Genomic DNA, 22,181 nt, shown 5'->3' on the forward strand with positions numbered 1-22,181 from the left:
CAAAATCTAAGGAGGAAAAAGAATGGAATTCGAATTTGATACAAATTTACAAGGCGCTGTTATTAAAGTAATTGGTGTAGGGGGAGCAGGAAATAATGCTGTAAACCGTATGATTGCGGAAGGCGTACAAGGCGTTGAATTTATCGTTGCCAATACTGATACTCAAGCTTTAGCAAATTCTAAAGCAGAAACTAAAATTCAATTAGGACCTAAATTAACAAAAGGTTTAGGAGCAGGTTCATTACCTGATATCGGTTTGAAAGCTGCAGAAGAAAGTGAAGAACGAATTCGTGAAGCTTTATCAGGAGCAGACTTAATTTTCGTTACAGCTGGTATGGGTGGCGGAACTGGTACTGGTGCAGCACCAATTGTAGCTCGTATTGCAAAAGATTTAGGAGCATTAACTGTTGGGGTTGTAACTCGTCCATTTAGCTTTGAAGGACCAAAACGTGGTCGTTATGCAGCAGAAGGTGTTGCTCAAATGAAAGCAAATGTGGATACATTAGTAACAATTTCAAATAACCGTTTATTAGAAATCGTTGATAAAAAGACTCCAATGTTAGAAGCATTCCGTGAAGCAGACAATGTATTACGTCAAGGAGTACAAGGTATTTCTGATTTAATTATTGCACCTGGTTATGTAAACTTAGACTTTGCTGACGTGAAAACAGTGATGAAAGATCAAGGTTCTGCATTAATGGGTATCGGGGTTGCGAGTGGAGAAAACCGTACTGCGGAAGCAACGAAAAAAGCGATCTCTTCTCCATTATTAGAAGTTTCAATTGATGGAGCAGAACAAATCTTATTAAATATTACAGGTGGATCTGATTTAACATTATTCGAAGCGCAAGATGCTTCTGATATCGTAGCAGCAGCTGCAACAAATGATGTTAATATTATCTTTGGTACATCTATTAATGAAAATCTTGGAGATGAAGTAATTGTAACAGTGATTGCGACTGGTATTGATGAAGAGCACAAATCTTCAAAAAAAACAACAGGACGTACTAGCCGCACAACATTAACACCAACTACTCCAACATCAACAAAAGAAATTGGAAATAACCCTCAAACATTCCAAGAAAAACAAGTAACACCAAAGAAAAAAGCAGTAGTTGAAGAAAAACAACCTGAAAAAGATATTTTCGGAGATTGGGATATCCGTCGTGAAGCAAGTGTTCGTGAAACAACAACAGAAACAGATTCACCATTTGCTCAAAAGAGTTTCGTTGAAGCGCCAGTGGAAACAAAATATGAATCTGATGATACTTTAGACACACCACCATTCTTCAGAAGAAGAAACAGAAACTAATGACTATGATTCAAAGTAATGCAGAACAAATTGTCACTCGCATTCAACAATCATGCGATAAAGTTTCTAGAGATGTACAAGAAGTATGTCCCATTATAGTAACTAAAAATCGTACGAATGAAGAAATCCAAGAAGTTTATTCTCTTGGATTTCGGCATTTTGCGGAGAATCGTGTTGAGAAGTTATTAGAACGCCAAATTGCATTTCCACAAGAAGATATTGTTTGGCATTTGATTGGACCTTTACAAAAAAGAAAAGTGAAGCAAATTGTTAATCGAATTCAGTATTTTCATGCGATTGATCGTCTATCGATTATGGAAGAGATTGAAAAGCGATTAGATTCACCGTTGAAATGTTTTTTAGAAGTCAACGTTTCAGGCGAAGAATCGAAGCATGGTTTTACTACAGAAGAAGTTTTTGAAGCCTTTGAAGTGGCAAAAAAGTTTGCACAAATTGACATCATTGGATTAATGACAATGGCACCATTTGATGCCAGCGAAGAAGAAATTCGTCAGTATTTTCATGAGTTAAAAGAAATTTCTGAAAAAATTAATAGTGAGAAGCCATTACAATTAAGTATGGGTATGAGCCAAGATTATCCGATTGCGATTGAAGAAGGCGCCCATTTTATTAGGATAGGAACCGCTTGGTTTGAAAAGGAGGAGTAGTATGGGATTTTGGAATAACGTTAAAACATTTTTAGAGCCAGATGATGGGTATGAGCCAATTGATGAAGAAATGTATGAAGAAGAACAGTCAAATGTTCAGGAATACCGAAGAACTCCCTCTAATGTTGTTAGTTTTCAACAAGCGCAACAAAATAAAAAAGTTTCAAAAGTCTTTGTGATGGAACCAACGGTTTATACAGAAGCAGAACGTGTGGCAGATGCTTTGTTAAAAGGTGAAGCAGTGATTATTAATTTTAGAAAAATGGAAGTTTCGGATGCGAAAAGAGTGATTGACTTTGTCGTAGGTGTCACTTATGCCATTAATGGAGATGTTCAGCAAATTAGGGAAGATATTTATATTTGCTCACCACCAAATTTCCAAGTACAAGGGTCTTTTGTGGAGGATGAGTATTCTTCTTATTAATGGAAATAAATTTAAGTTAAGGAGAAAGATATGTTATTGTTTCAATTCATCCGTTTATTATTACGGGCAATTGATATTTATATGATGCTGATTAGTGCGTATGTTGTATGTACTTGGTTTCCACAAGCGCGCAATATGACGTTAGCTAGATGGTTACAAGCAGTGTGTGAACCATATTTATCTTATTTTGATCGAATTCGAATTGGGATGTTTGGTTTTTCAGCTGTATTTGGATTATTATTTTTACAATTTTTAAAATTTGGTATTATTCAAATCATTAAATTTTTACTTTATTAGGTGATAGTTATGGATACGTCTATATTTCAACATTTTAGAAAAGAAGAGCAAGATTTTATTCGTAAAGTAGAATCTTGGGTGGTTTCTAGTCAAGAACAATATGCCCCTATATTGACGCCATTTTTAGATCCGCGACAACAATTTATTGTTGAGGCAATCGTAGGTCAGTATGGTGAGATTAAATTTCAATTTGAAGGTGGCTATATTGCTGCTGAACGAAAAAGATGTATGATTTATCCAGATTTTTATACACCGACAACAGATGAATTTGATGTTAAATTGATAGAAATTCATTATCCAATGAAATTTTCTTCAATAAGTCATGGACAAATCCTCGGTTCTTTGGTAGGCTTAGGGATAGACCGTGACCAATTAGGAGATATTATTTCTGATGGGATTCATTGGCAATTATTGTTGACGAAACAAATGTTGCCTTATTTGGAACAAAATTTTCAAAAAGTTGGAAAAATTAGTATTCGAATAGAGAAAAGAGAATATACAGAATTCATTGTTCCGATTGATCATTGGACATATACAACCGCAATTGTGTCTTCCTTACGATTGGATACATTAATTGCATCCATTTTTCATATTTCTAGACAGCGCTCGAAGGAATTGGTAGAGAGTAATAAAGTAAAAGTTAACTGGGCAGAAGAAATTCGTCCTGATTTTATGATTGAATTACTTGATATTATTTCCATAAGAGGGTATGGTAGAATACAGATAAACAATATAGAGGGACGGACAAAAAAGGATAAAATAAAACTTGAAATAGGTCTGCTCGAGAAAAATAAATAAGAGGAGTTGGAATTATGTTAACACCAATCGAAATTCATAATAAGGAATTTCCTACAAAATTTAAAGGTTATGATCCTGAAGAAGTAAACGATTATTTAGATGAAGTCATTCGTACGGTTGAACAATTAATTCGCGAAAATAAAGATTTAGAAAAACGTGTAAAATTTAATGAAGAAAAAGTTTCTTACTTTAATTCTATTCAAGAAACATTAAATAAATCAATCATTGTAGCGCAAGAAGCTGCTGATCGTTTGAAGGAAAATGCTCGTAAAGATGCAGAAATCATTATTTTTGAAGCTGAAAAAGAAGCAGAGAGATTATTAAAAGAAGCAGCTGAAAAAGGAACAGAAATTAATCGTGAAACAGATGTATTGAAGAAAGAAACACGTATGTTCCGTCAAAGATTACAAATTATGGTGGAATCTCAATTAGAAATGATTAAAAATGAAGAGTGGGATTTATTATTAAATAGCCATTCTAAAATTGAAGTATCAGCACCATCGATTGATACAATTTTAGCAGGTCGTGCTAAGAAAAATGAACAATTAATTACTCCAGAAGTAACTCCTTCATGTACTCCAAATTTTGAAGAAACGAATCCAAACAAACAGGAAATCGTTCTTCCAACGGATGAAGTGATTACTGCAGGTAAATTTCAATAATCAAAAAGAGGCTGGGCAAAAAGTCTCAAAAATAGAAGAAAGCACTATAAAATTCTGAAACAGGATTTTATAGTGCTTTTTAGTCTTATAAATTAAACATAGGAGTCTACCTCTGTTATAATAAGTTTGAATGAAATAAAATAAGAAAGGGTGACTCCTATGTACAAAAATTATACCACACCAACAGATACTTTAGAACTAAATTTTACATTAACCGTCCCTAAAAACCACATTGCTCAATTTATTAATCAGTTTGTAGATTCTATTCCAGATTCTATTATCTTTCCTAATACAACATCAAAAATGGGTAGACCTGCTCATCATCCTCGTATGTTATTAAAAATGATTCTCTTCGCTTATACTCGTTCTACGTATAGTGGTAGAAAAATTGTTCAATTAAATGAAGAAAATATTCCGATGCAGTGGCTTTCTCAACAAACTTATGTCTGTTACCATGTTATTAATAATTTTAGAAGTAATGAACAGTTTTCCTCTATCATTAAAAACATTTTCGTATACTTTACTTTATTACTCCAACACTATCATATTATTGATTCAGATAGTTTATTTATTGATGGTACAAAAGTTCAAGCAGATGCCAATCGTTATTCATTTGTATGGCGTAAAGCTATTGAAAGATATGATGAAGCTTTAAATGAAAAAATTAGTACATTATATGATCAATTAATTCAAAATCAAGTGAATATTGCTTTATCAGAAGAAGAAAAAATTACTGAATATGGTGTTCATGCCATGATTGAAGCTACTAATAACTCTCTAGAACAGTTAGAAGAACTCATTGAAGAAGAACCTAAACATATTGTTGGTGGTTCTAAAAACAAACAGAAAAAACGCTTGTTAAATTCTTTTAAACGTCAACTTGAAAAAGATTTTCTGCCTCGTAAAGAAAAATATACGATAGCTAAGGAAACATTTGATAACCGGAATAGTTATTCTAAAACAGATAACGATGCTACTTTTATGTGTATGAAAGAAGATGCCATGAAAAATCGAGAATTAAAACCTGGCTATAATCTTCAAATCGCAACGAATCATCAATATGTTTTAGGTTTTGATGTATTTCCTAATCCTACAGATATGCGTACTCTTAAACCATTTTTAAATTCATTTAAACTATTAGACAAATTTTCTATTATTATTGCGGATGCTGGATACGGTAGTGAAGAAAACTATCAATTGATTCTTGAAGAGTATGAAAAGACACCTTTGATTCCTTACACAATGTACGAAAAAGAACAAACGAAGAAATTTAAAAATGATCCATCTAATAGACAAAATTGGTATTACAATGAAGAGGAAGATTATTATATTGATCATTTAGGTGTAAAATTTAGTTTTAAATATTATTCAACAAGAAACGATAAGAATGGATTTACTCGTAGATTTAAAGTGTATGAGACAGATTCAATTCAAGAAACAGAAGCATTGGATGAATTAGCGAAAACTCCTACTGGACAACAACGTCAAATCCGTGTAAACCAAGTTTGGGAATCTTATAAAGAAACGATTAAAGAAGCGTTACATAGTGACCGTGGAAGTAGTATATATGCTCAACGAAAAATTGAAGTTGAGCCAGTTTTCGGTCAAATGAAGCGCAATTTTGGCATGCGCAGAACTCATGTTAGAGGTAAAAATGCAGTTCATAATAACATTGGTCTGCTCTTTTTAGGGATGAATTTGCAGAGATTAAGGAAATATATCTTAAATAATATGAATCAAGGGTGGTTTATCCCCCTTGATTTTACTGAATTTATTAAAAAGCACGTCCTAATTTTGATTTCAGTCAAAATCGGGACGTGCTTTCTTCTATTTTTGAGACTTTTTGCCCAGCCTCTTTTTTTGTATGTTTTTTCCAAATGGAATGTAAACGAAATAGAGAGTCCACTGTAAAAATGGCTAATGCGATCATTCCAGCAACTGCAATGGTACTAGATAAATAATATTGCGCCTTGATAGAATCCCCTGTTAAAAAGGCATAAGCTGTACGATACATTCCTGCTCCAGGTACTAATGGGAAAAATCCTGGAATGAAAAATACTGTTACGGGCGCTTTAAAAAATCTAGCTGCTATGTGAGAAAGGAAGGCTATAGAGAGTCCACTATAATAGGTGGATAATTCCATACCGGCACTATCTAAAAAGATTAAATAAATCCACCAACCAATTCCACCAATAAGAGCAGTATATTTGATTAATCGTTTTGGTGCTTCAAATACAATACTACTAAAATAAACCGCAATAACTGAGCTAATGACTTGAAACATCATAATGGATTGACACCTCCTCCAATCAATAGACCAATGGCTACCGCAATGGAAATAGAAAGAGCAGTAACGGCAGCTTCAACAGCGCGTGCAGTTCCTGAGTTATAATCGCCACGTAGTGTATCTCGAATGGCATTCGTAATAGCTGTACCTGGCACTGCTGGCATAATTGATCCGATAATTGGAATCCCTATATGAATATTAGGAAATATCGTTTCTTGTAAATAACAAATAATAATGACCATTGGAATAATAGAAACTAAGTTGGTAATAAACATACCTAGTCCTAATTTTGCATCTAATTTATAAACTAATGGAAGTACGATAGCTGCAATTCCCGCAACAAACATTTCTAATAAAGTGGCTCCATAAAGGGCAGCGTAACACCCACACATAATGACTAGACCAACATTTTTCAACCATGATGGATAGTCTGATTCTTTTAAATTTTGAATTTTTTCATAAGCAGTATTAATATCAATTTCTCCACTAACTAATTGACGTGAAATGCTATTGACTTTATAAATTCGATTTAAGTTTGTATCTCGATTTGGAACACGACGGATTTCAGTAATACAATCAATACAGTCATCGTCTAATGTTGCAAAAATTCCTGTAGCATTCGCAAAGGCTTCGCAAGTTGCAAAATGAGAAGTGGATAAAATATAATTCATCGTTTCTTCTACACGATAACTTTCTGCATTGCATTCTAACATAATTTGACCTGCAAGCATGGCAGTATCCATCAATTTTTTAGCGTATTCTCGCATGATGAATCTCCTTTAAGACTTAATAAGTTTAGTATACCATAACTTTATGAGGTGTAAATAAGTCTTTCTTTTCAACTGTGTCAATCATTAGACTATAACAGATGTGAATTTTTGAAGAATATTCTCTTAATCTTCTACTTAGTACTGTTTTTTAAAAGGATTTTGTTGTATCATAGTGATAGAAAATAATTGGAGGGATAGTTGTGGAACTATTTGAAGAATTGTCAGGAAAAATTAAAGGGAAAGGCTTAAAAGTTGTTTTCCCTGAAGGAAGTGAACCTCGTATTTTGGGTGCTATTGTACGTTTGAAAGCAGATGAATTATGTGAACCGATTTTATTAGGGAATAAATCTGAAATTGAAGAAGTTGCTCAAAAACGTGGGTTTAGTTTGAACGGAATTACGATTATTAATCCAGAAACGTATGAAAACTTTGAAGCAGTAGTGGAAAGTTTTGTAGAACGTCGTAAAGGAAAAGCAACTCCAGAAGCTGCTCGTGAATTATTAAAAGATGTTACTTATTTTGGTACAATGATGGTATATATGGGCTTAGCAGATGGTTTAGTATCTGGTGCAGTTCACTCTACTGGAGACACTGTACGTCCAGCGTTACAAATTATTAAAACGAAGCCTGGTGTATCTCGTACTAGTGGTGCATTTATTATGATTAATAGTGATAAATCTAAGAAATATTTATTCTCAGACTGTGCTATTAATATTAATCCTAATGCTCAAGAATTAGCTGAAATCGCTGTTGAATCTGCTAAAACTGCAGAAGTATTTGGGATTGAACCTAATGTTGCTTTATTAAGTTTTTCAACGAAAGGTTCTGCAAAATCTGAGGAAGCTTTAAAAGTAGTAGAAGCTGCTCGTATTGCAAAAGAATTAGCACCAAACTATAACATTGATGGAGAGTTACAATTTGATGCTGCATTAGTACCAAGTGTTGGTAAGCAAAAAGCTCCAGATTCACCAGTTGCAGGGGAAGCTACTGTATTTGTATTCCCTGAAATTCAATCAGGAAATATTGGTTACAAAATTGCGCAACGTTTTGGTAACTTTGAAGCGATTGGACCAATCTTACAAGGATTAAACAAACCGATTTCTGATTTGTCTCGTGGATGTAACGAAGAAGACGTTTATAAATTAGCAATCATTACAGCAAACCAAGCTTTAATGGAAGCTTAATCTGAAAAATAACGAAAGCATGGAATTATCGTTCCATGCTTTTTTTGACGTAAACCAAAACCCTTGTTTATACTTTTCAAATGTAGCACGGACGCAAGTAGCTTCGCTTTGCGAATCTCATGGCTAAAATTTGAGCCTAGGGTCTCAAATTTTCCGGTAGCAGAATCTGGCACGCCAGTTTCTGTTACTGCTGCTACGGGAAAAGTCTGAACTAGAGTTTCTGTCATATTTATTTCGTTTATACATTCTGTTATTGAAAGAACGTCAAAATCATAAAAAAGCAAGAAGCAAAAATATTTTATGTAGTGAAAGTAATGGAAGCCAAGGCTGGCTTCCATTACCGGTAAAAATCGAGATCAAGGCTCGATTTTTAGCCAAGAGACCCGCAGGGGCTACTGGCGACCACACAAACAGAAAAATTTTTGCTTCTTGCTTTTAGTACGCGTAGGCTATCAATGCAAATTTTTATAAAAATATGGTACACTGAAAATAACATTGTGAAGAATTGAGGAGCCTATCGTGAAACAAAAATTATTACTAGTAGATGGCAGCAGCTTAGCCTTTCGTGCCTTCTATTCCATCTTAGATTTAAACCGATTCAAAAACCAAAACGGATTACATACAAACGCATTGTATTCATTCCACCGAATGTTCAAAACAATCTTAGAACAAGAAAAACCTACCCACGTATTAGTAGCTTGGGACGCAGGAAAAACAACCTTCCGTACAGAAATGTATGCAGAATACAAAGGCGGCAGAGCAAAAGCACCATCAGAATTCAAAGAACAAATGCCATACTTCAACGTCTTATTAGACGCATGGGGAATTCCACATTATCGCTTAAACCAATACGAAGCCGACGATATTATCGGAACATTAGCCCACCAAGCATCAAAAGAAGGCTTTGAAGTAGTCGTCTTATCCGGAGACAAAGACTTAATTCAATTAGCGACTCCAGAAATTACCGTTAAAATAACAACAAAAGGAGTAAGCGAATTAGTCGAATACACTCCAGCATTTATCAATGAAAAATTTGGACTAACACCAGAACAAATTATCGACATGAAAGGATTAATGGGCGACTCATCAGATAATTACCCTGGCGTAACAAAAGTGGGTGAAAAAACCGCTATTAAATTACTCCAAGAATATGGTAGTGTTGAAGGGATTTATGAACACATCGAAGAAATGAAAAAAAGTAAGCTAAAAGACAATTTAATTCAAGACAAAGAATTAGCCTTTTTAAGTAAAACATTAGCAAGAATCGATATTAACTCCCCATTAGAAATTACCGTAGCAGATACCCTTCGAAAAGAAGAAAATGTCGAAGAACTAATAGCCTTTTATAAAGAAATGAATTTCCAGTCATTCTACAAAGATTTACTCAATAAAAAAGGTGCACAAGTCGTTGAGGAAGAAACTATTGAAATTCAAAAAGTTCAATGGATTGAAACTATTACGAAAAAAGAATTGCAAGATGCAACTACAGTTCATTTTGAAACGTTTGATCATAACTATCATGTTGCGCCAGTCTTGGCAGTCGCATTCGGAAATGAAAAACAAGTGTATGTCACTTCTATTGAATCCGCTGTTCAGTCTGAAGCGTTCAAGCAATGGTTAGCGGATGAAACAATTGAGAAATGTATGTTTGATACGAAAGCAATGAAAGTATTCGCAAACCGTTTTGGTCTAACAGTAGCAGGGGCAACATACGATGTTTCTCTATTAGCATACTTAGTGGATGCCAATGAAATCGTCAATGAAATTTATGATGTAGCGAAACGATTCGGCATTTCATTATTGAAGACAGATGAAGAAGTATATGGAAAAGGCGTTAAAATAAAAGTTCCAGAAGAAAAAGAATTATTTTGGAATCATTTGGCCGCTAAAATTTATGTACTAGCAACTTCTCCAAAACGTTTATTAAAACAATTGGAGGAAAATGAACAAATTCATTTATATTGGGAAATGGAATTACCATTGAGTGATATTTTAGCTCGTATGGAAATTGAAGGAATTCGAGTCAATCAAAATCGATTAATTGAAATGGGCGAACAGTTTGAAGCACGTCTTACAGAAATCGAACAAACAATTTATGAATTTGCCGGAGAAGAATTTAATATTAATTCTCCAAAACAATTAGCCGTGATTTTGTTTGAAAAAATGAAATTACCCGTTATTAAGAAAACAAAAACAGGTTATTCAACAGCGGTTGATGTATTAGAAAAATTAGCGAATCAATCTCCAATAGTTGAGTCTCTATTAGAATATCGTCAATTAAAAAAATTAACAACTACTTATATCGATGGTTTACAAACATATATCAGAGAAGATGGAAAAATTCATACGCGTTTCGTACAAAACTTAACGCAAACAGGACGTTTAAGTTCTCAAGATCCTAACTTACAAAATATTCCAATTCGTACTGAAGAAGGGCGACAAGTTCGTTCAGCGTTTTTACCAAGTAAAGCAGATTGGAAGATTTTATCAAGCGACTATTCTCAAATTGAATTACGTGTATTAGCGCATATGGCAAATGATGTTCATATGATTGAAGCGTTTAAAAATAATATTGATATTCACACGAATACAGCGATGCGTGTATTTGGCATTCAAAATCCTGAAGAAGTGACAAGTAGTATGAGAAGACAGGCGAAGGCTGTTAACTTTGGAATTGTGTATGGAATTAGTGATTATGGACTCTCTCAAAATCTGAATATTCCACGTAAAAAAGCAAAAGAATTTATTGATCGCTATTTAGAAGAATTCAAAGGCGTCAAAGAATATATGGAAACTATTGTAGCGGAAGCACGTCAAAAAGATTATGTGGAGACATTATTCTATCGCCGTCGCTATTTACCAGAAATACATGCAAGTAATTTTAATATTCGTTCATTTGCAGAAAGAACGGCGATGAATTCACCGATTCAAGGAACTGCTGCGGATATTTTAAAAGTAGCCATGATTGAGTTAGATAGAGAGTTGCAAGAACGAAAATTCCAAGCAAAATTATTATTACAAGTACACGATGAATTGATTTTTGAAGTACCAGAAGAAGAAGTGGAAAGTTTACAAAGCTTAGTAGAAGAAGTCATGGAAAATGCGGTAAGTTTGTCCGTGCCATTAAAAGCGGATAGTAATATTGGGAATAACTGGTATGAAGCAAAATAGGTTGATGATTTAGTAGAAAGGGAAAAGAATGAAGTATAAAAGAATTGTTTTCAAAGTAGGAACAAGTTCATTAACGAATCCGGATGGAAGTTTGTCACGTGCAAAAGTGAAAGCTATTACGCAACAACTAGCTACTTTACATGAAGAAGGACATGAATTAATTTTAGTATCTTCTGGGGCGATTGCTGCAGGATTCTCGTCTTTAGGATTTAAAAAACGTCCTACAAAAATTGCAGATAAACAAGCTTCTGCTGCTGTTGGGCAAGGATTATTATTAGAAGAATATACGTCTAATTTATTAATGAAAGGCATTGTGTCAGCGCAAATTTTATTAACGCAAGATGATTTTGTTGATAAACGTCGTTATAATAATGCTCATCAAGCGCTATCTGTGTTACTAACTCGTCATGCGATTCCTATTATTAATGAAAATGATACAGTTTCAATTGAGGAATTAAAAGTTGGGGATAATGATACATTAAGTGCGCAAGTAGCCGCAATGGTGCAAGCAGATTTATTAGTTTTATTAACGGATGTTGATGGCGTATATAATGATAATCCTTCAAAAAATCCAGAGGCAAAACGATTCGATACGATTGATGAAATTACCAAAGAATTAGTCGAAATGGCTGGAGGAGCTGGTTCTAGCAATGGAACAGGCGGTATGTTTACGAAAATTAAAGCAGCAACGATTGCGACAATGGCAGGAGTTCCGGTCTATATTTGTTCCTCATTAAAAGAACAAGCACTTATTGAAGCGGCTCACCAAACCGTTGATGGAACGAATTTTACAGCGCAAGAAAAAGTGATGAAAACTCATAAACAATGGCTTGCTTTATATGCAAAAAGTAAAGGGAAATTAGTCGTTGATGTTGGAGCAAAACGAGCTTTACAAGAAGAAGGGAAGAGCTTGTTAATTTCAGGTGTGAAAGCTGTTGAGGGAGAGTTTTATGAATCAGAAATCGTGATAGTTGTTGATGAACAGTATCAAGTGATTGGAAAAGGACAAACTCGCGTAAGTAAATATGCGATTGCACAACAATTATCGAAAAATAATCGAAAAGGAATTGTGATTCATCGAGATGATTGGATGACTATTTCTGGAGAATTAGCACTATTAGAACAAGAATTTTAAGGAGGGATGTATATTGACTACACAACAATTATTAGAAACAGTGAATCGTTTTAAAAAAGAAATCAATATTGCTTCAACAGAGTCAAAAAATGAAGCATTAGAAGCAATGGCTCTAGCTTTATTAGAAGATACAGATGCTATTTTAGAAGCAAATGCATTAGACTTAGAAAAAGCGAAGGGACATATTTCTGACGTGATGCTGGATCGTTTGAGATTAGATGAATCTAGAATCCAAGCAATGGCTGAAGGAATTCGACAAGTAGCTCAATTACCAGATCCAGTTGGAGAAATCATTGAAGAAACAGTTGGGGCACAAAATATTCAAATTAAGAAAAAGAGAGTGCCATTCGGTGTTATTGGAATTATATATGAAAGCAGACCTAATGTTACATCAGATGCAGTAGCATTATCGATTAAGAGTGGAAATGCCGTTGTATTAAGAGGTGGGAAGGAAGCTTATCAAAGTGCTTTTGCGATTGTGACAGCCTTGAAAAAAGGATTAGCGAAAACGAGTATTTCTCCAGAATGTATTCAATTAGTTAGTGATACGAGTCGAGAAAGTGCAATGGCATTAATGAAAGCGAAAGGCTATATCGATGTGTTAATTCCTCGTGGTGGATCTGGATTAATTCGTGCAGTTATTGAAAATGCGATTGTCCCAGTGATTGAAACAGGAACAGGAATTGTGCACATTTATATTGATAAAGATGCAGATTTAGCTAAAGCGATAAAAATTGTCGAAAATGCAAAAATGAGTCGTCCATCCGTATGTAATGCTATGGAAGTTTGCGTGGTACATGAAGCCATTGCGCCTCAATTTTTACCGTTATTAAAAGCAACGTTAGTGGACAATCATACTCCGGCTGTTGAGTTACGAGTTGATGAAAAAGCAGCTCAATACATTTCAGGAGAGAAAGCTACAGAGGAAGATTTTGATACAGAGTTTTCTGATTACATTATGGCTGTGAAAGTTGTGACTTCGATTGAAGAAGCAGTCGATCATATTGAAACGCATAGTACTCACCATTCCGATGCGATTATTTCTGAATCGGATGATGCGATTGAATTTTTTACAACGATAGTCGATAGTGCTGCAGTTTATGTCAATGCTTCGACACGCTTTACCGACGGTGGTGAATTTGGTTTAGGATGTGAAATGGGAATTTCCACTCAAAAATTACATGCTAGAGGGCCAATGGGGTTAAAAGAAATGACAACTTATAAATATATTGTGTATGGAGAAGGTCAGGTGAGATAAGATGGCAATTATTGGAGTTGTTGGGTTAGGAAATATGGGAAGTATGATTGCAACAATTGTTGCTAAAGAAACAGCTAATACTTTGTTACTAGCAAATCGTACAGCTGAAAAAGCAAAGAAACTAGCAGTGTCATTAGAGGCAACAGCGGTCACAAATAGGGAAGTATTCGAAAAAACAGATATTATTTTCATAGGCGTTAAACCAAATCAAATTCAAGAGTTATTAGAAGAAAATAAATATATCTTACAAAAACGAGAGTCTATCCTATTAATTAGTATGGCTGCAGGTGTGACTTTAGAACAGTTACAATCCATGACAGATACTCGTCATCGTTGGATTCGTATGATGCCAAATACACCGTTAGAAGTAGCAGAAGGTGTAATTAGTTTTTCTCTAGGAAAAAAAGCAACACAACAAGATAAAGAAGTCTTTCTTCAATTATTGCAATCGGGTGGAACTGTAATTGAATTACCGGAATCTCAAATAGATGCTGCCACAGCATTAGCAGGTTGTGGGCCAGCCTTTGTTTATATTTTTATTGAATCATTAGCAGAAGCAGGAGTGAGTATGGGCTTATCGAGAGGAGTAGCCCTGCAATTAGCGACTCAAACGGTGAAAGGTTCTGCGTCAATGGTAGATGAAACGAAGGAGCATCCAGCTGTTTTAAAAGAAAAAGTATGTAGCCCTGGTGGTTCAACAATCGCTGGAGTGATTACATTGGAACAAACAGGATTTCGATCAAGTGTCATTGAAGCAACTAGACGTGCTAAACAAAGAACAGAAGAATTAGGTCAATGAAGAAGTTAACATGAACTCAATTTTTACTGATGTGAAAAAAATCATACAAATCTATGTGTTAAATAATCATATGAATTGAGTTTGTGAGATTTTTGTAGTATAATTTCTGAGTTGAAAAGAGGTTTGAGTGATGGAAATTCCCTTTTTAAGCGTATTCCATCACTTTCATTTTGTTACAAATTGGAGGAAAACATGAAATTAAGAAATGATATTCGTAATATTGCCATTATCGCTCACGTTGACCATGGTAAAACAACATTAGTAGACGAATTATTAAAACAATCCGAAACGCTGGACGCACGTACAGAATTATCAGAACGTGCAATGGACTCAAACGATATTGAACGTGAACGTGGTATTACGATTTTAGCAAAAAATACTGCTGTTCAATATAAAGGTACTCGCATTAACATCATGGATACACCAGGACACGCGGACTTTGGTGGAGAAGTAGAACGTATTATGAAAATGGTGGATGGAGTAATTTTAGTAGTTGATGCTTATGAAGGAACAATGCCTCAAACACGTTTCGTATTGAAAAAAGCATTAGAACAACATTTAACACCAATCGTAGTTGTAAATAAAATCGACCGTGACGCTGCTCGTCCAGAAGAAGTTGTCGATGAGGTATTAGAATTATTTATTGAATTAGGAGCAGATGATGATCAATTAGAATTTCCAGTAGTTTATGCTTCAGCCTTAAACGGAACTTCTAGTATGTCAGATAATCCTGCAGATCAAGAACAAACAATGGACTATTTATTCGATACAATTATCGAACATATTCCAGCACCAATTGATAATTCAGATGAGCCTTTACAATTCCAAGTATCATTATTAGACTATAATGAATATGTTGGACGTATCGGTATCGGCCGTGTATTCCGTGGAACTGTAAAAGTGGGGGATCAAGTATCTCTATTAAAATTAGATGGAACTAAGAAAAACTTCCGTGTTACAAAATTGTTTGGTTTCTTCGGATTAAACCGTTTAGAAATCAATGAAGCAAAAGCAGGAGACTTAATCGCTGTTTCAGGGATGGAAGATATCTTCGTTGGAGAAACTGTAACACCAGTAGATGCACAAGAATCATTACCAGTCTTACACATTGATGAACCAACATTACAAATGACATTCTTGACAAACAACTCACCATTTGCAGGACGTGAAGGTAAATTTGTAACAGCACGTAAAATCGAAGAACGTTTAATGCGTGAATTACAAACAGATGTATCTTTAAAAGTAGAACCAACGGATTCACCAGATGCATGGATTGTATCAGGACGTGGAGAATTACACTTATCAATTTTAATTGAAAATATGCGTCGTGAAGGATATGAATTACAAGTATCTCGTCCAGAAGTAATTATTAAAGAAATTGATGGCGTAAAATGTGAACCATTTGAACGTGTACAAATCGATACTCCAGAAGAATATATGGGTTCAATTATCGAATCTTTAAGTAATCGTAAAGGTGAAATGCAAGATATGCAACATAGTGAAAATGGACAAGTTCGTATCGTATTCTTAGTGCCAGCTCGTGGATTATTAGGATATACAACGGAGTTCTTATCAATGACTCGTGGATACGGAATTATGAACCACACATTCGATCAATATTTACCATATATTGCTGCAAATATTGGTGGACGTAGAAATGGTGCATTAGTTTCTACAGATACTGGTAAATCAACAACTTATGGAATTATGGGTGTTGAAGACCGTGGAGTAATCTTTACTGAACCAGGTACTGAAATTTATGAAGGAATGATTGTTGGAGAACACTCTCGTGAAAATGACTTAGCGGTTAATATTACGAAAGCAAAACAACAAACAAATGTTCGTTCAGCAACGAAAGACCAAACATCTGTCATTAAAACACCGAAGAAATTATCATTAGAAGAATCATTAGAATTCTTATCAGATGATGAATATTGCGAAATCACACCAGAAACAATTCGTTTAAGAAAACAAATTTTAAACAAAGGTGAGCGTGAAAAAGCAAATAAACGTAAAAAACAAGCGGAAGCTGAGAATCATTAATATTTACACTGTATAGAAATTGACTTTGCTAATAGTAGCTACGTCGCAAGTAGCCTTGCTTATGCGAGGCTCATTGCTAAAATTTGAGCCTAAGGTCTCAAATTTTCCGGTGATAAAATCCATCAATGGATTTTATTACTAAAGCTACTGTGCAAAGTCATTTTCTATTTTGAACGTGTTTTTATAAGTGTACGAATATAATTTGATTTTGTTTAGGCTCATCGACAAATTCTGTTGGTGGATTAAATTTAACACCAAATTAAGTCTTTCATTTTAAATGAACAAAGTGGAAGAAAATTAACGATTTAATTAATTTAACAATCAACCACAAACATAACTATGAACGAAATCTAGTTTTAACTTTATAATGAGCAGGGGCATGTTATCCGCGATTAGCGGTTTGGGGGCTGTGAAATTTGATATTATTTTTCGCTTCCCCCAATTCAACATGCCCATGGAGGCTCATTGTCAAGTTAAAACGACTCTATACATACTTTTTTAACTCATAATGACTTTCTATTGACCGGGGTAAAGAAACAACCTTTAATAATCTTGATTCTTAATTTCATATTCTCAAAATTTCGATATCCATATGCAACACGTTTAATTACTTTAATGAGATTATTCGTTCCTTCAATAGCTCCATTGGAATATCCTGTCGTAAAAGCTTGATAAATCCCATTCTTAAAACGTTTAAACACTTCAAACTTCTTCTTAAATTCATAAGGTAATTGTTTTGGAATTTCCTTTATACATGTCATAAATGCCTCGTAATCTTTCTTTTTATAGGCTTTTCTAAGTTCTTGAATGAAATCATATGCATCTGATAACACTTCGTCAAAACTCAATAATTTTTCTACCAATTGAGCTTGAGTAAGATAGGTTTTGAAGTGATAATTGTACCTTAATTTTTCTTCATCTAATTCATCACTAGGCTTTAAGAGTACTTTCCAGTAACGTTTCAATGTCTTCTGTTGTGTTGATTTCGCTGAGAATTGCTTCATAATCACAATGCGCAGTTGATTAAAATTACGATTCATATGTTGAACGATATGGAATCGATCTACTACGATAACAGCATTTGGAAATACTGTTTTAATAAGGTTTTGATAAGAAGCATTCATATCCATCACTAAATATCTTACTTTTAAACGTTGTTTACGAGAAAACTTCATAAAGAATGAAATCATTTCATGAAGTGTTCTACCAGGCAAAATATCAATTAATTGGCGATTTTCTCCATCTAAACAAATGAAATTCATTTTCCCTTGTTGCGTTTTAACGCCTCTAAATTCATCTAAACAAAGCACTTTAGGTAAATAATGATACTGCTGCATTGTTTTTATTTTAAACTTTTTCATCACTCTTTCAACAGTCTTATCAGAAATTGAAAGGAGTTTAGCGATTGCTTTTCTAGAGAAGTTTTCTTTTAAATACAACATAATTTGACACTCTAAATCATAAGAAATATTACTATTTTTTGGAACAAGAGGGCAATCTGCAACCCATGTTTTATGACAATCTTTACAGATGAATCGTTGTACTTTAAGGTCTAAAATAGTCTTATGTCCAAATAGGTGTGGAATTCTAATTTTATGTTCCATAGGAGAATGTTTCATCACATTTTCGCTAGAACAATATAGACAAGAAGTACAAGCACTTGTCCAAGTTCCATTAATTTTATGAACTGTTTCATTGTTTTCTGTCACGATTTCTAACCAATTTTCATCCGTAATAAAATTTTCTTCTGTTAATCTTAGTAATTTTCGTATACAATAGTCCATGAGAGAAATCCTCCTTTGATTTGTTTTAGTCGACTTAATCATAACTCGGATTTCTCTTTTTTGCATGTAAAAAATCCTGTCGGTGATTTCTCACCAACAGGATTTGTCGAACAACCTTTGTTTATAGTAGCTACGGCACAAGCAGATTCGTTGAAGCGAGTCTTATTGCTGAAGCTATTATTTTTAATGGTTGTTCGACACATCGAGTAATTTTTGTTGAATTGTAAAATGAAGTGCAACAAAAAGACATAACTATCTGATAGACTTAAGTCGACGAAAACAAAGCATAGGAGTGATAGTGATGTCTAAAGAAAATAGTACCACAAAATCATATTACAATTATCTTTCAGCCATCGAAAGAGGAAAAATCGAGGTACTTCATAAACAGGGAACATCCCAATCAGAAATTGCACGAGAACTTGGTAGAAATCGTTCTACGATTAGTCGTGAATTAAAACGTGGAACTGTTACACAAATGAAAATCAAAAACGCAAAGGTTATTTATTATAAGGAATATTTCGCTGAAACAGGTCACGAACATTATAAAAATAAACGAGAGAAATTGATGAACGTCCTAAAATTATTCAAGATCGAACAGAATTTGGTCATTGGGAAATTGATTGGATGATTGGGAAGAAGTTTATTAAAGAAAAAAGAAGAAGAGTAATATTTGAATGAGAATTCTCTAACGATTTACAAACTTCAAAAGTGGTTAGAAAGCAAAAAAGAGACGATGAAAATCGTCTCTTTTGCTATAGTGTATTTAATTTTTCAAGTATCATTTGCCCAATTCGTTCTATATCTCTTTGACTACCACGTAATTCAAATTCATCTAATACAGGGAAGTGGAATCGCTCAGAATATTGGCGAGCGGTTAAACAGAATTGTTTATTAAAGTTGCGGTTTCCACTACCGACAATGCCAAAACATTTTTTGTAATTATCATGATAGGCAAGGAAATCTCCAAGAGGATTTGTTAGAATTTCAGTATAGCCTGTGTCTACACCATTTCCTCCTTCTAAATAAGTTGGTAGGAAAGCAATAGTGGAGTGTTCTAATTCGAAAAATTCTGTATGATCTCGAATTAAATCTTTAACATTGATTAATTGGATTTGTAAAGAGGATTGTTGAAATTTGAAATAATCGACTAACTTTGTAACAAAACTATGAGTATTCCCTGTTAAGCTAATATATGCGATTGATAATGATTGAGTCATAAAACCCCTCCCTTTTGTATTATCATAGCATAAATAAATGAAAAAACAATGGAGTTTCTTGAATCTTAAAATGTGAATTTACGCAAGACCTTGCTTTTCAAAAACTGTAAAATCGGCTATAATACTAAAGAAACGATTAGAAAAAATATAGAAGTGGAGTTATATACATGTCAAATCAATTAGCTGCAGAAGTTTCTTCACGTAAGACTTTTGCCATTATTTCTCACCCGGATGCGGGGAAAACAACGATTACTGAACAATTATTATTATATGGTGGAGCGATTCGTCAAGCGGGTACTGTAAAAGGGAAAAAAACTGGTAAATTCGCAAAATCAGACTGGATGGAAATTGAAAAACAACGTGGGATTTCTGTAACGAGTTCTGTAATGCAAGTGGAATATGATGGGAATCATATTAATATCGTAGATACACCAGGGCACGAGGATTTCTCTGAAGATACGTATCGTACATTAATGGCAGTAGATAGTGCAGTCATGGTCATTGATAGTGCAAAAGGGATTGAGCCTCAAACAAAGAAATTATTCGAAGTTTGTAGTATGCGTGGCATTCCAATTTTTACGTTTATTAATAAATTAGACCGTGATGGTCGTGAACCATTAGAGTTGATTGCCGAATTAGAAGAAGTATTAGGCATTGATGCTTATCCAATGAACTGGCCAATGGGAATGGGAAAAACATTTTTAGGCTTATATGATATTTATAATAAGCGTGTAGAATTAATGCATCCGGAAGAAAATGGGGATAATGACTTCTTACCATTGAATGAAGATGGAGAAGTTGAAGGGAATTATGCATTCAAACAATCAACTTTATATGAACAAGTCATTGAAGATGCTCAATTATTATTAGAAGCAGGAAATGATTTTAGTGAAGAAGCGATTGCAAACGGAAAATTAACACCAGTATTCTTCGGTTCTGCCTTAACAGGTTTTGGTGTACAAACATTTTTAGATGCCTTTGTGGATTTTGCGCCAAGTCCTTCAGCTAAGAAAACAGAATCTGGTGAAAAAGTTGAACCATTAGAAGAACAATTTAGTGGGTTTATTTTCAAAATTCAAGCAAATATGAATCCTGCTCACCGAGACCGTATTGCATTTGTACGAATTTGTTCTGGAGAATTTACACCGGGAATGGATATTACCGTTAATCGTTCTCAAAAGAAAATGAAATTATCTCATACAACACAATTCATGGCGGATGCTCGTGAAACGGTAAAAGCGGCAGTTGCTGGGGATATTATCGGGTTATACGATACAGGGAATTTCCAAATTGGAGATACGATTTATAGTGGAAAACAAGCGATTCAATTTGAACCACTTCCACAATTTACACCGGAATTATTCAATAAAGTGGCTGCTAAAAATGTGATGAAGCAAAAATCATTCCATAAAGGAATTGAACAATTAGTGCAAGAAGGAGCCATCCAATTATATAAAACTTATCATACTGGTGAATATATTCTTGGAGCGGTTGGTCAATTACAATTTGAAGTATTCCAATATCGTTTAATGAATGAATATAATGCGGAAGTAGTGATGACACCAATTGGAAGCAAAATTGCTCGTTGGATTGATGAAGCAGACTTAGATCCTAATATGTCTTCAAGCCGTAACTTATTATGTCGAGACAGATTCGACCAACCAGTATTCTTATTTGAAAATCAATTTGCGTTAAATTGGTTTAAAGATAAACATCCATCGATTGAATTAAAATCATTATTCTAATGAAACTTACCGTAGAGGAAGAAATAGTATGTTTCTTTCTCTACGGTTTTATTTCGTGTTTTCATAAGTTTAGGGAAATCTAACTGATTTTCAAGTGAAAATATGATACACTAATGCAGTAGGAGTTGGAGATTATGAAAAAGAAAGCAAATATTAAAACAAATGCCATTCGTATGGTAGAACGTCAAAAAGTTCAGTATCAAATTTTCGAATATGAATGGGACGAAGAACATTTAGATGCCGTTCATGTGAGTGAACAGATGGGCATTTCAGTGGATCAAGTTTATAAAACAATTGTATTACATGGGGACAAAACGGGTTATTTAGTAGCTTGTGTTGCAGCTAATCATGAATTGAATTTGAAGGCTTTAGCAAAAGCTTCTAACAATAAAAAAGTAGAACTAATCCCAGTATCTCAATTAGAAAGTTTGACTGGATATATTCGAGGGGGATGTTCACCTGTCGGAATGAAGAAAAGTTTTCCAATTTATATTGACTTACGTGCTAAAGAACAAGATACGATTCGAGTTTCAGCAGGTAAGAGAGGCATACAAATGGAGTTAAGACCAGAAGATTTACAACAGCTAACTAGAGCTGAGTGGTTTGATAATCTAGAAAATTAACCGA

General features: G+C 34.2%; 21 protein-coding genes. 17 read left to right on the forward strand and 4 right to left on the reverse strand.

The genetic code is table 11. From position 1 onward, the window contains the following. Positions 1–22 precede the first annotated feature (22 nt). The 7 genes from ftsZ to LK443_RS06245 all read left to right on the forward strand — a co-directional run bounded on the left by ftsZ (position 23) and on the right by LK443_RS06245 (position 6,072). Entirely contained in the window at positions 23–1,312 is a 1,290-nt protein-coding gene (ftsZ, locus tag LK443_RS06215) for a cell division protein FtsZ (protein ID WP_227931080.1), read from the forward strand. Positions 1,313–1,317: 5 nt separating this feature from the next. After that, on the forward strand, positions 1,318–1,980 hold the full coding sequence (locus LK443_RS06220) for a YggS family pyridoxal phosphate-dependent enzyme (RefSeq protein WP_416217903.1): 663 nt from the start codon (positions 1,318–1,320) through the stop codon (positions 1,978–1,980). A gap of 1 nt (position 1,981) precedes the next feature. Continuing rightward, positions 1,982–2,404: a cell division protein SepF gene (locus tag LK443_RS06225; protein WP_227931082.1), complete on the forward strand. Its 423-nt coding sequence runs from the start codon at positions 1,982–1,984 to the stop codon at positions 2,402–2,404. Between the two features lie 30 nt (positions 2,405–2,434). After that, complete coding sequence (locus LK443_RS06230) at positions 2,435–2,701, forward strand: YggT family protein (RefSeq protein ID WP_227931083.1); 267 nt, start codon at positions 2,435–2,437, stop codon at positions 2,699–2,701. 9 nt (positions 2,702–2,710) lie between these two features. Next, positions 2,711–3,499 carry an RNA-binding protein gene (locus tag LK443_RS06235; protein ID WP_227931084.1) on the forward strand — a complete coding sequence of 263 codons (789 nt, stop codon included), beginning with the start codon at positions 2,711–2,713 and terminating at the stop codon, positions 3,497–3,499. Positions 3,500–3,513: 14 nt separating this feature from the next. Continuing rightward, on the forward strand, positions 3,514–4,161 hold the full coding sequence (locus tag LK443_RS06240) for a DivIVA domain-containing protein (RefSeq protein ID WP_227931085.1): 648 nt from the start codon (positions 3,514–3,516) through the stop codon (positions 4,159–4,161). Positions 4,162–4,320: 159 nt separating this feature from the next. Then, positions 4,321–6,072, forward strand: coding sequence for an IS1182 family transposase (locus LK443_RS06245; RefSeq protein WP_227931086.1), 1,752 nt, complete (start codon positions 4,321–4,323; stop codon positions 6,070–6,072). On the opposite strand, the gene LK443_RS06250 is transcribed toward LK443_RS06245, so the two are convergent. Together LK443_RS06250 and LK443_RS06255 are read right to left on the reverse strand one after the other, a co-directional pair. Beyond that, a complete protein-coding gene (locus tag LK443_RS06250; RefSeq protein WP_227931087.1) occupies positions 5,966–6,448 on the reverse strand; it encodes a threonine/serine exporter family protein in 483 nt (160 codons plus the stop codon). The two genes, LK443_RS06245 and LK443_RS06250, sit on opposite strands and share 107 nt — an antisense overlap. Beyond that, positions 6,445–7,215, reverse strand: a complete 771-nt coding sequence (locus tag LK443_RS06255) for a threonine/serine ThrE exporter family protein (protein WP_227931088.1) — start codon at positions 7,213–7,215, stop codon at positions 6,445–6,447. Before LK443_RS06255 ends, LK443_RS06250 begins: the two co-directional genes overlap by 4 nt. Before the next feature lie 203 nt (positions 7,216–7,418). Here LK443_RS06255 and pta point away from each other — a divergent pair, with 203 nt between their 5' ends. From pta to typA, 7 genes are all read left to right on the forward strand, one after another. Next, entirely contained in the window at positions 7,419–8,402 is a 984-nt protein-coding gene (gene pta, locus LK443_RS06260; RefSeq protein WP_227931089.1) for a phosphate acetyltransferase, read from the forward strand. Between the two features lie 253 nt (positions 8,403–8,655). Further along, positions 8,656–8,841 carry a hypothetical protein gene (locus tag LK443_RS06265; protein ID WP_227931090.1) on the forward strand — a complete coding sequence of 62 codons (186 nt, stop codon included), beginning with the start codon at positions 8,656–8,658 and terminating at the stop codon, positions 8,839–8,841. Between the two features lie 77 nt (positions 8,842–8,918). Next, entirely contained in the window at positions 8,919–11,573 is a 2,655-nt protein-coding gene (gene polA, locus LK443_RS06270; protein WP_227932459.1) for a DNA polymerase I, read from the forward strand. A gap of 28 nt (positions 11,574–11,601) precedes the next feature. After that, entirely contained in the window at positions 11,602–12,708 is a 1,107-nt protein-coding gene (gene proB / locus LK443_RS06275; protein WP_227931091.1) for a glutamate 5-kinase, read from the forward strand. 10 nt (positions 12,709–12,718) lie between these two features. After that, positions 12,719–13,966, forward strand: coding sequence for a glutamate-5-semialdehyde dehydrogenase (locus LK443_RS06280; protein WP_227932460.1), 1,248 nt, complete (start codon positions 12,719–12,721; stop codon positions 13,964–13,966). A 1-nt stretch (position 13,967) separates the two neighbouring features. After that, positions 13,968–14,765: a pyrroline-5-carboxylate reductase gene (gene proC / locus LK443_RS06285; RefSeq protein ID WP_227931092.1), complete on the forward strand. Its 798-nt coding sequence runs from the start codon at positions 13,968–13,970 to the stop codon at positions 14,763–14,765. Positions 14,766–14,957: 192 nt separating this feature from the next. Beyond that, a complete protein-coding gene (gene typA / locus LK443_RS06290) occupies positions 14,958–16,808 on the forward strand; it encodes a translational GTPase TypA (protein ID WP_227931093.1) in 1,851 nt (616 codons plus the stop codon). A 503-nt stretch (positions 16,809–17,311) separates the two neighbouring features. On the opposite strand, the gene LK443_RS06295 is transcribed toward typA, so the two are convergent. Then, the gene (locus LK443_RS06295; RefSeq protein WP_227931002.1) at positions 17,312–18,658 is read right to left on the reverse strand and encodes an ISL3 family transposase; all 1,347 of its coding nucleotides are present in this window, start codon (positions 18,656–18,658) and stop codon (positions 17,312–17,314) included. Positions 18,659–18,893: 235 nt separating this feature from the next. Here LK443_RS06295 and LK443_RS06300 point away from each other — a divergent pair, with 235 nt between their 5' ends. Further along, positions 18,894–19,220 (forward strand): helix-turn-helix domain-containing protein, encoded by a 327-nt coding sequence (locus LK443_RS06300; protein ID WP_227931094.1) that lies wholly within the window; start codon positions 18,894–18,896, stop codon positions 19,218–19,220. 124 nt (positions 19,221–19,344) lie between these two features. Here the strand turns inward: LK443_RS06300 and nrdI are convergent, their stop codons facing one another. Continuing rightward, positions 19,345–19,809 (reverse strand): class Ib ribonucleoside-diphosphate reductase assembly flavoprotein NrdI, encoded by a 465-nt coding sequence (nrdI, locus tag LK443_RS06305; protein ID WP_227931095.1) that lies wholly within the window; start codon positions 19,807–19,809, stop codon positions 19,345–19,347. A 167-nt stretch (positions 19,810–19,976) separates the two neighbouring features. Here nrdI and LK443_RS06310 point away from each other — a divergent pair, with 167 nt between their 5' ends. Together LK443_RS06310 and ybaK are read left to right on the forward strand one after the other, a co-directional pair. Next, positions 19,977–21,554, forward strand: coding sequence for a peptide chain release factor 3 (locus LK443_RS06310; RefSeq protein ID WP_227931096.1), 1,578 nt, complete (start codon positions 19,977–19,979; stop codon positions 21,552–21,554). Positions 21,555–21,688: 134 nt separating this feature from the next. Then, positions 21,689–22,177 carry a Cys-tRNA(Pro) deacylase gene (ybaK, locus tag LK443_RS06315; protein ID WP_227931097.1) on the forward strand — a complete coding sequence of 163 codons (489 nt, stop codon included), beginning with the start codon at positions 21,689–21,691 and terminating at the stop codon, positions 22,175–22,177. Positions 22,178–22,181: the final 4 nt, after the last annotated feature.

This window comes from Granulicatella elegans (assembly GCF_020735385.1).
Classification (GTDB): domain Bacteria; phylum Bacillota; class Bacilli; order Lactobacillales; family Aerococcaceae; genus Granulicatella; species Granulicatella elegans_B.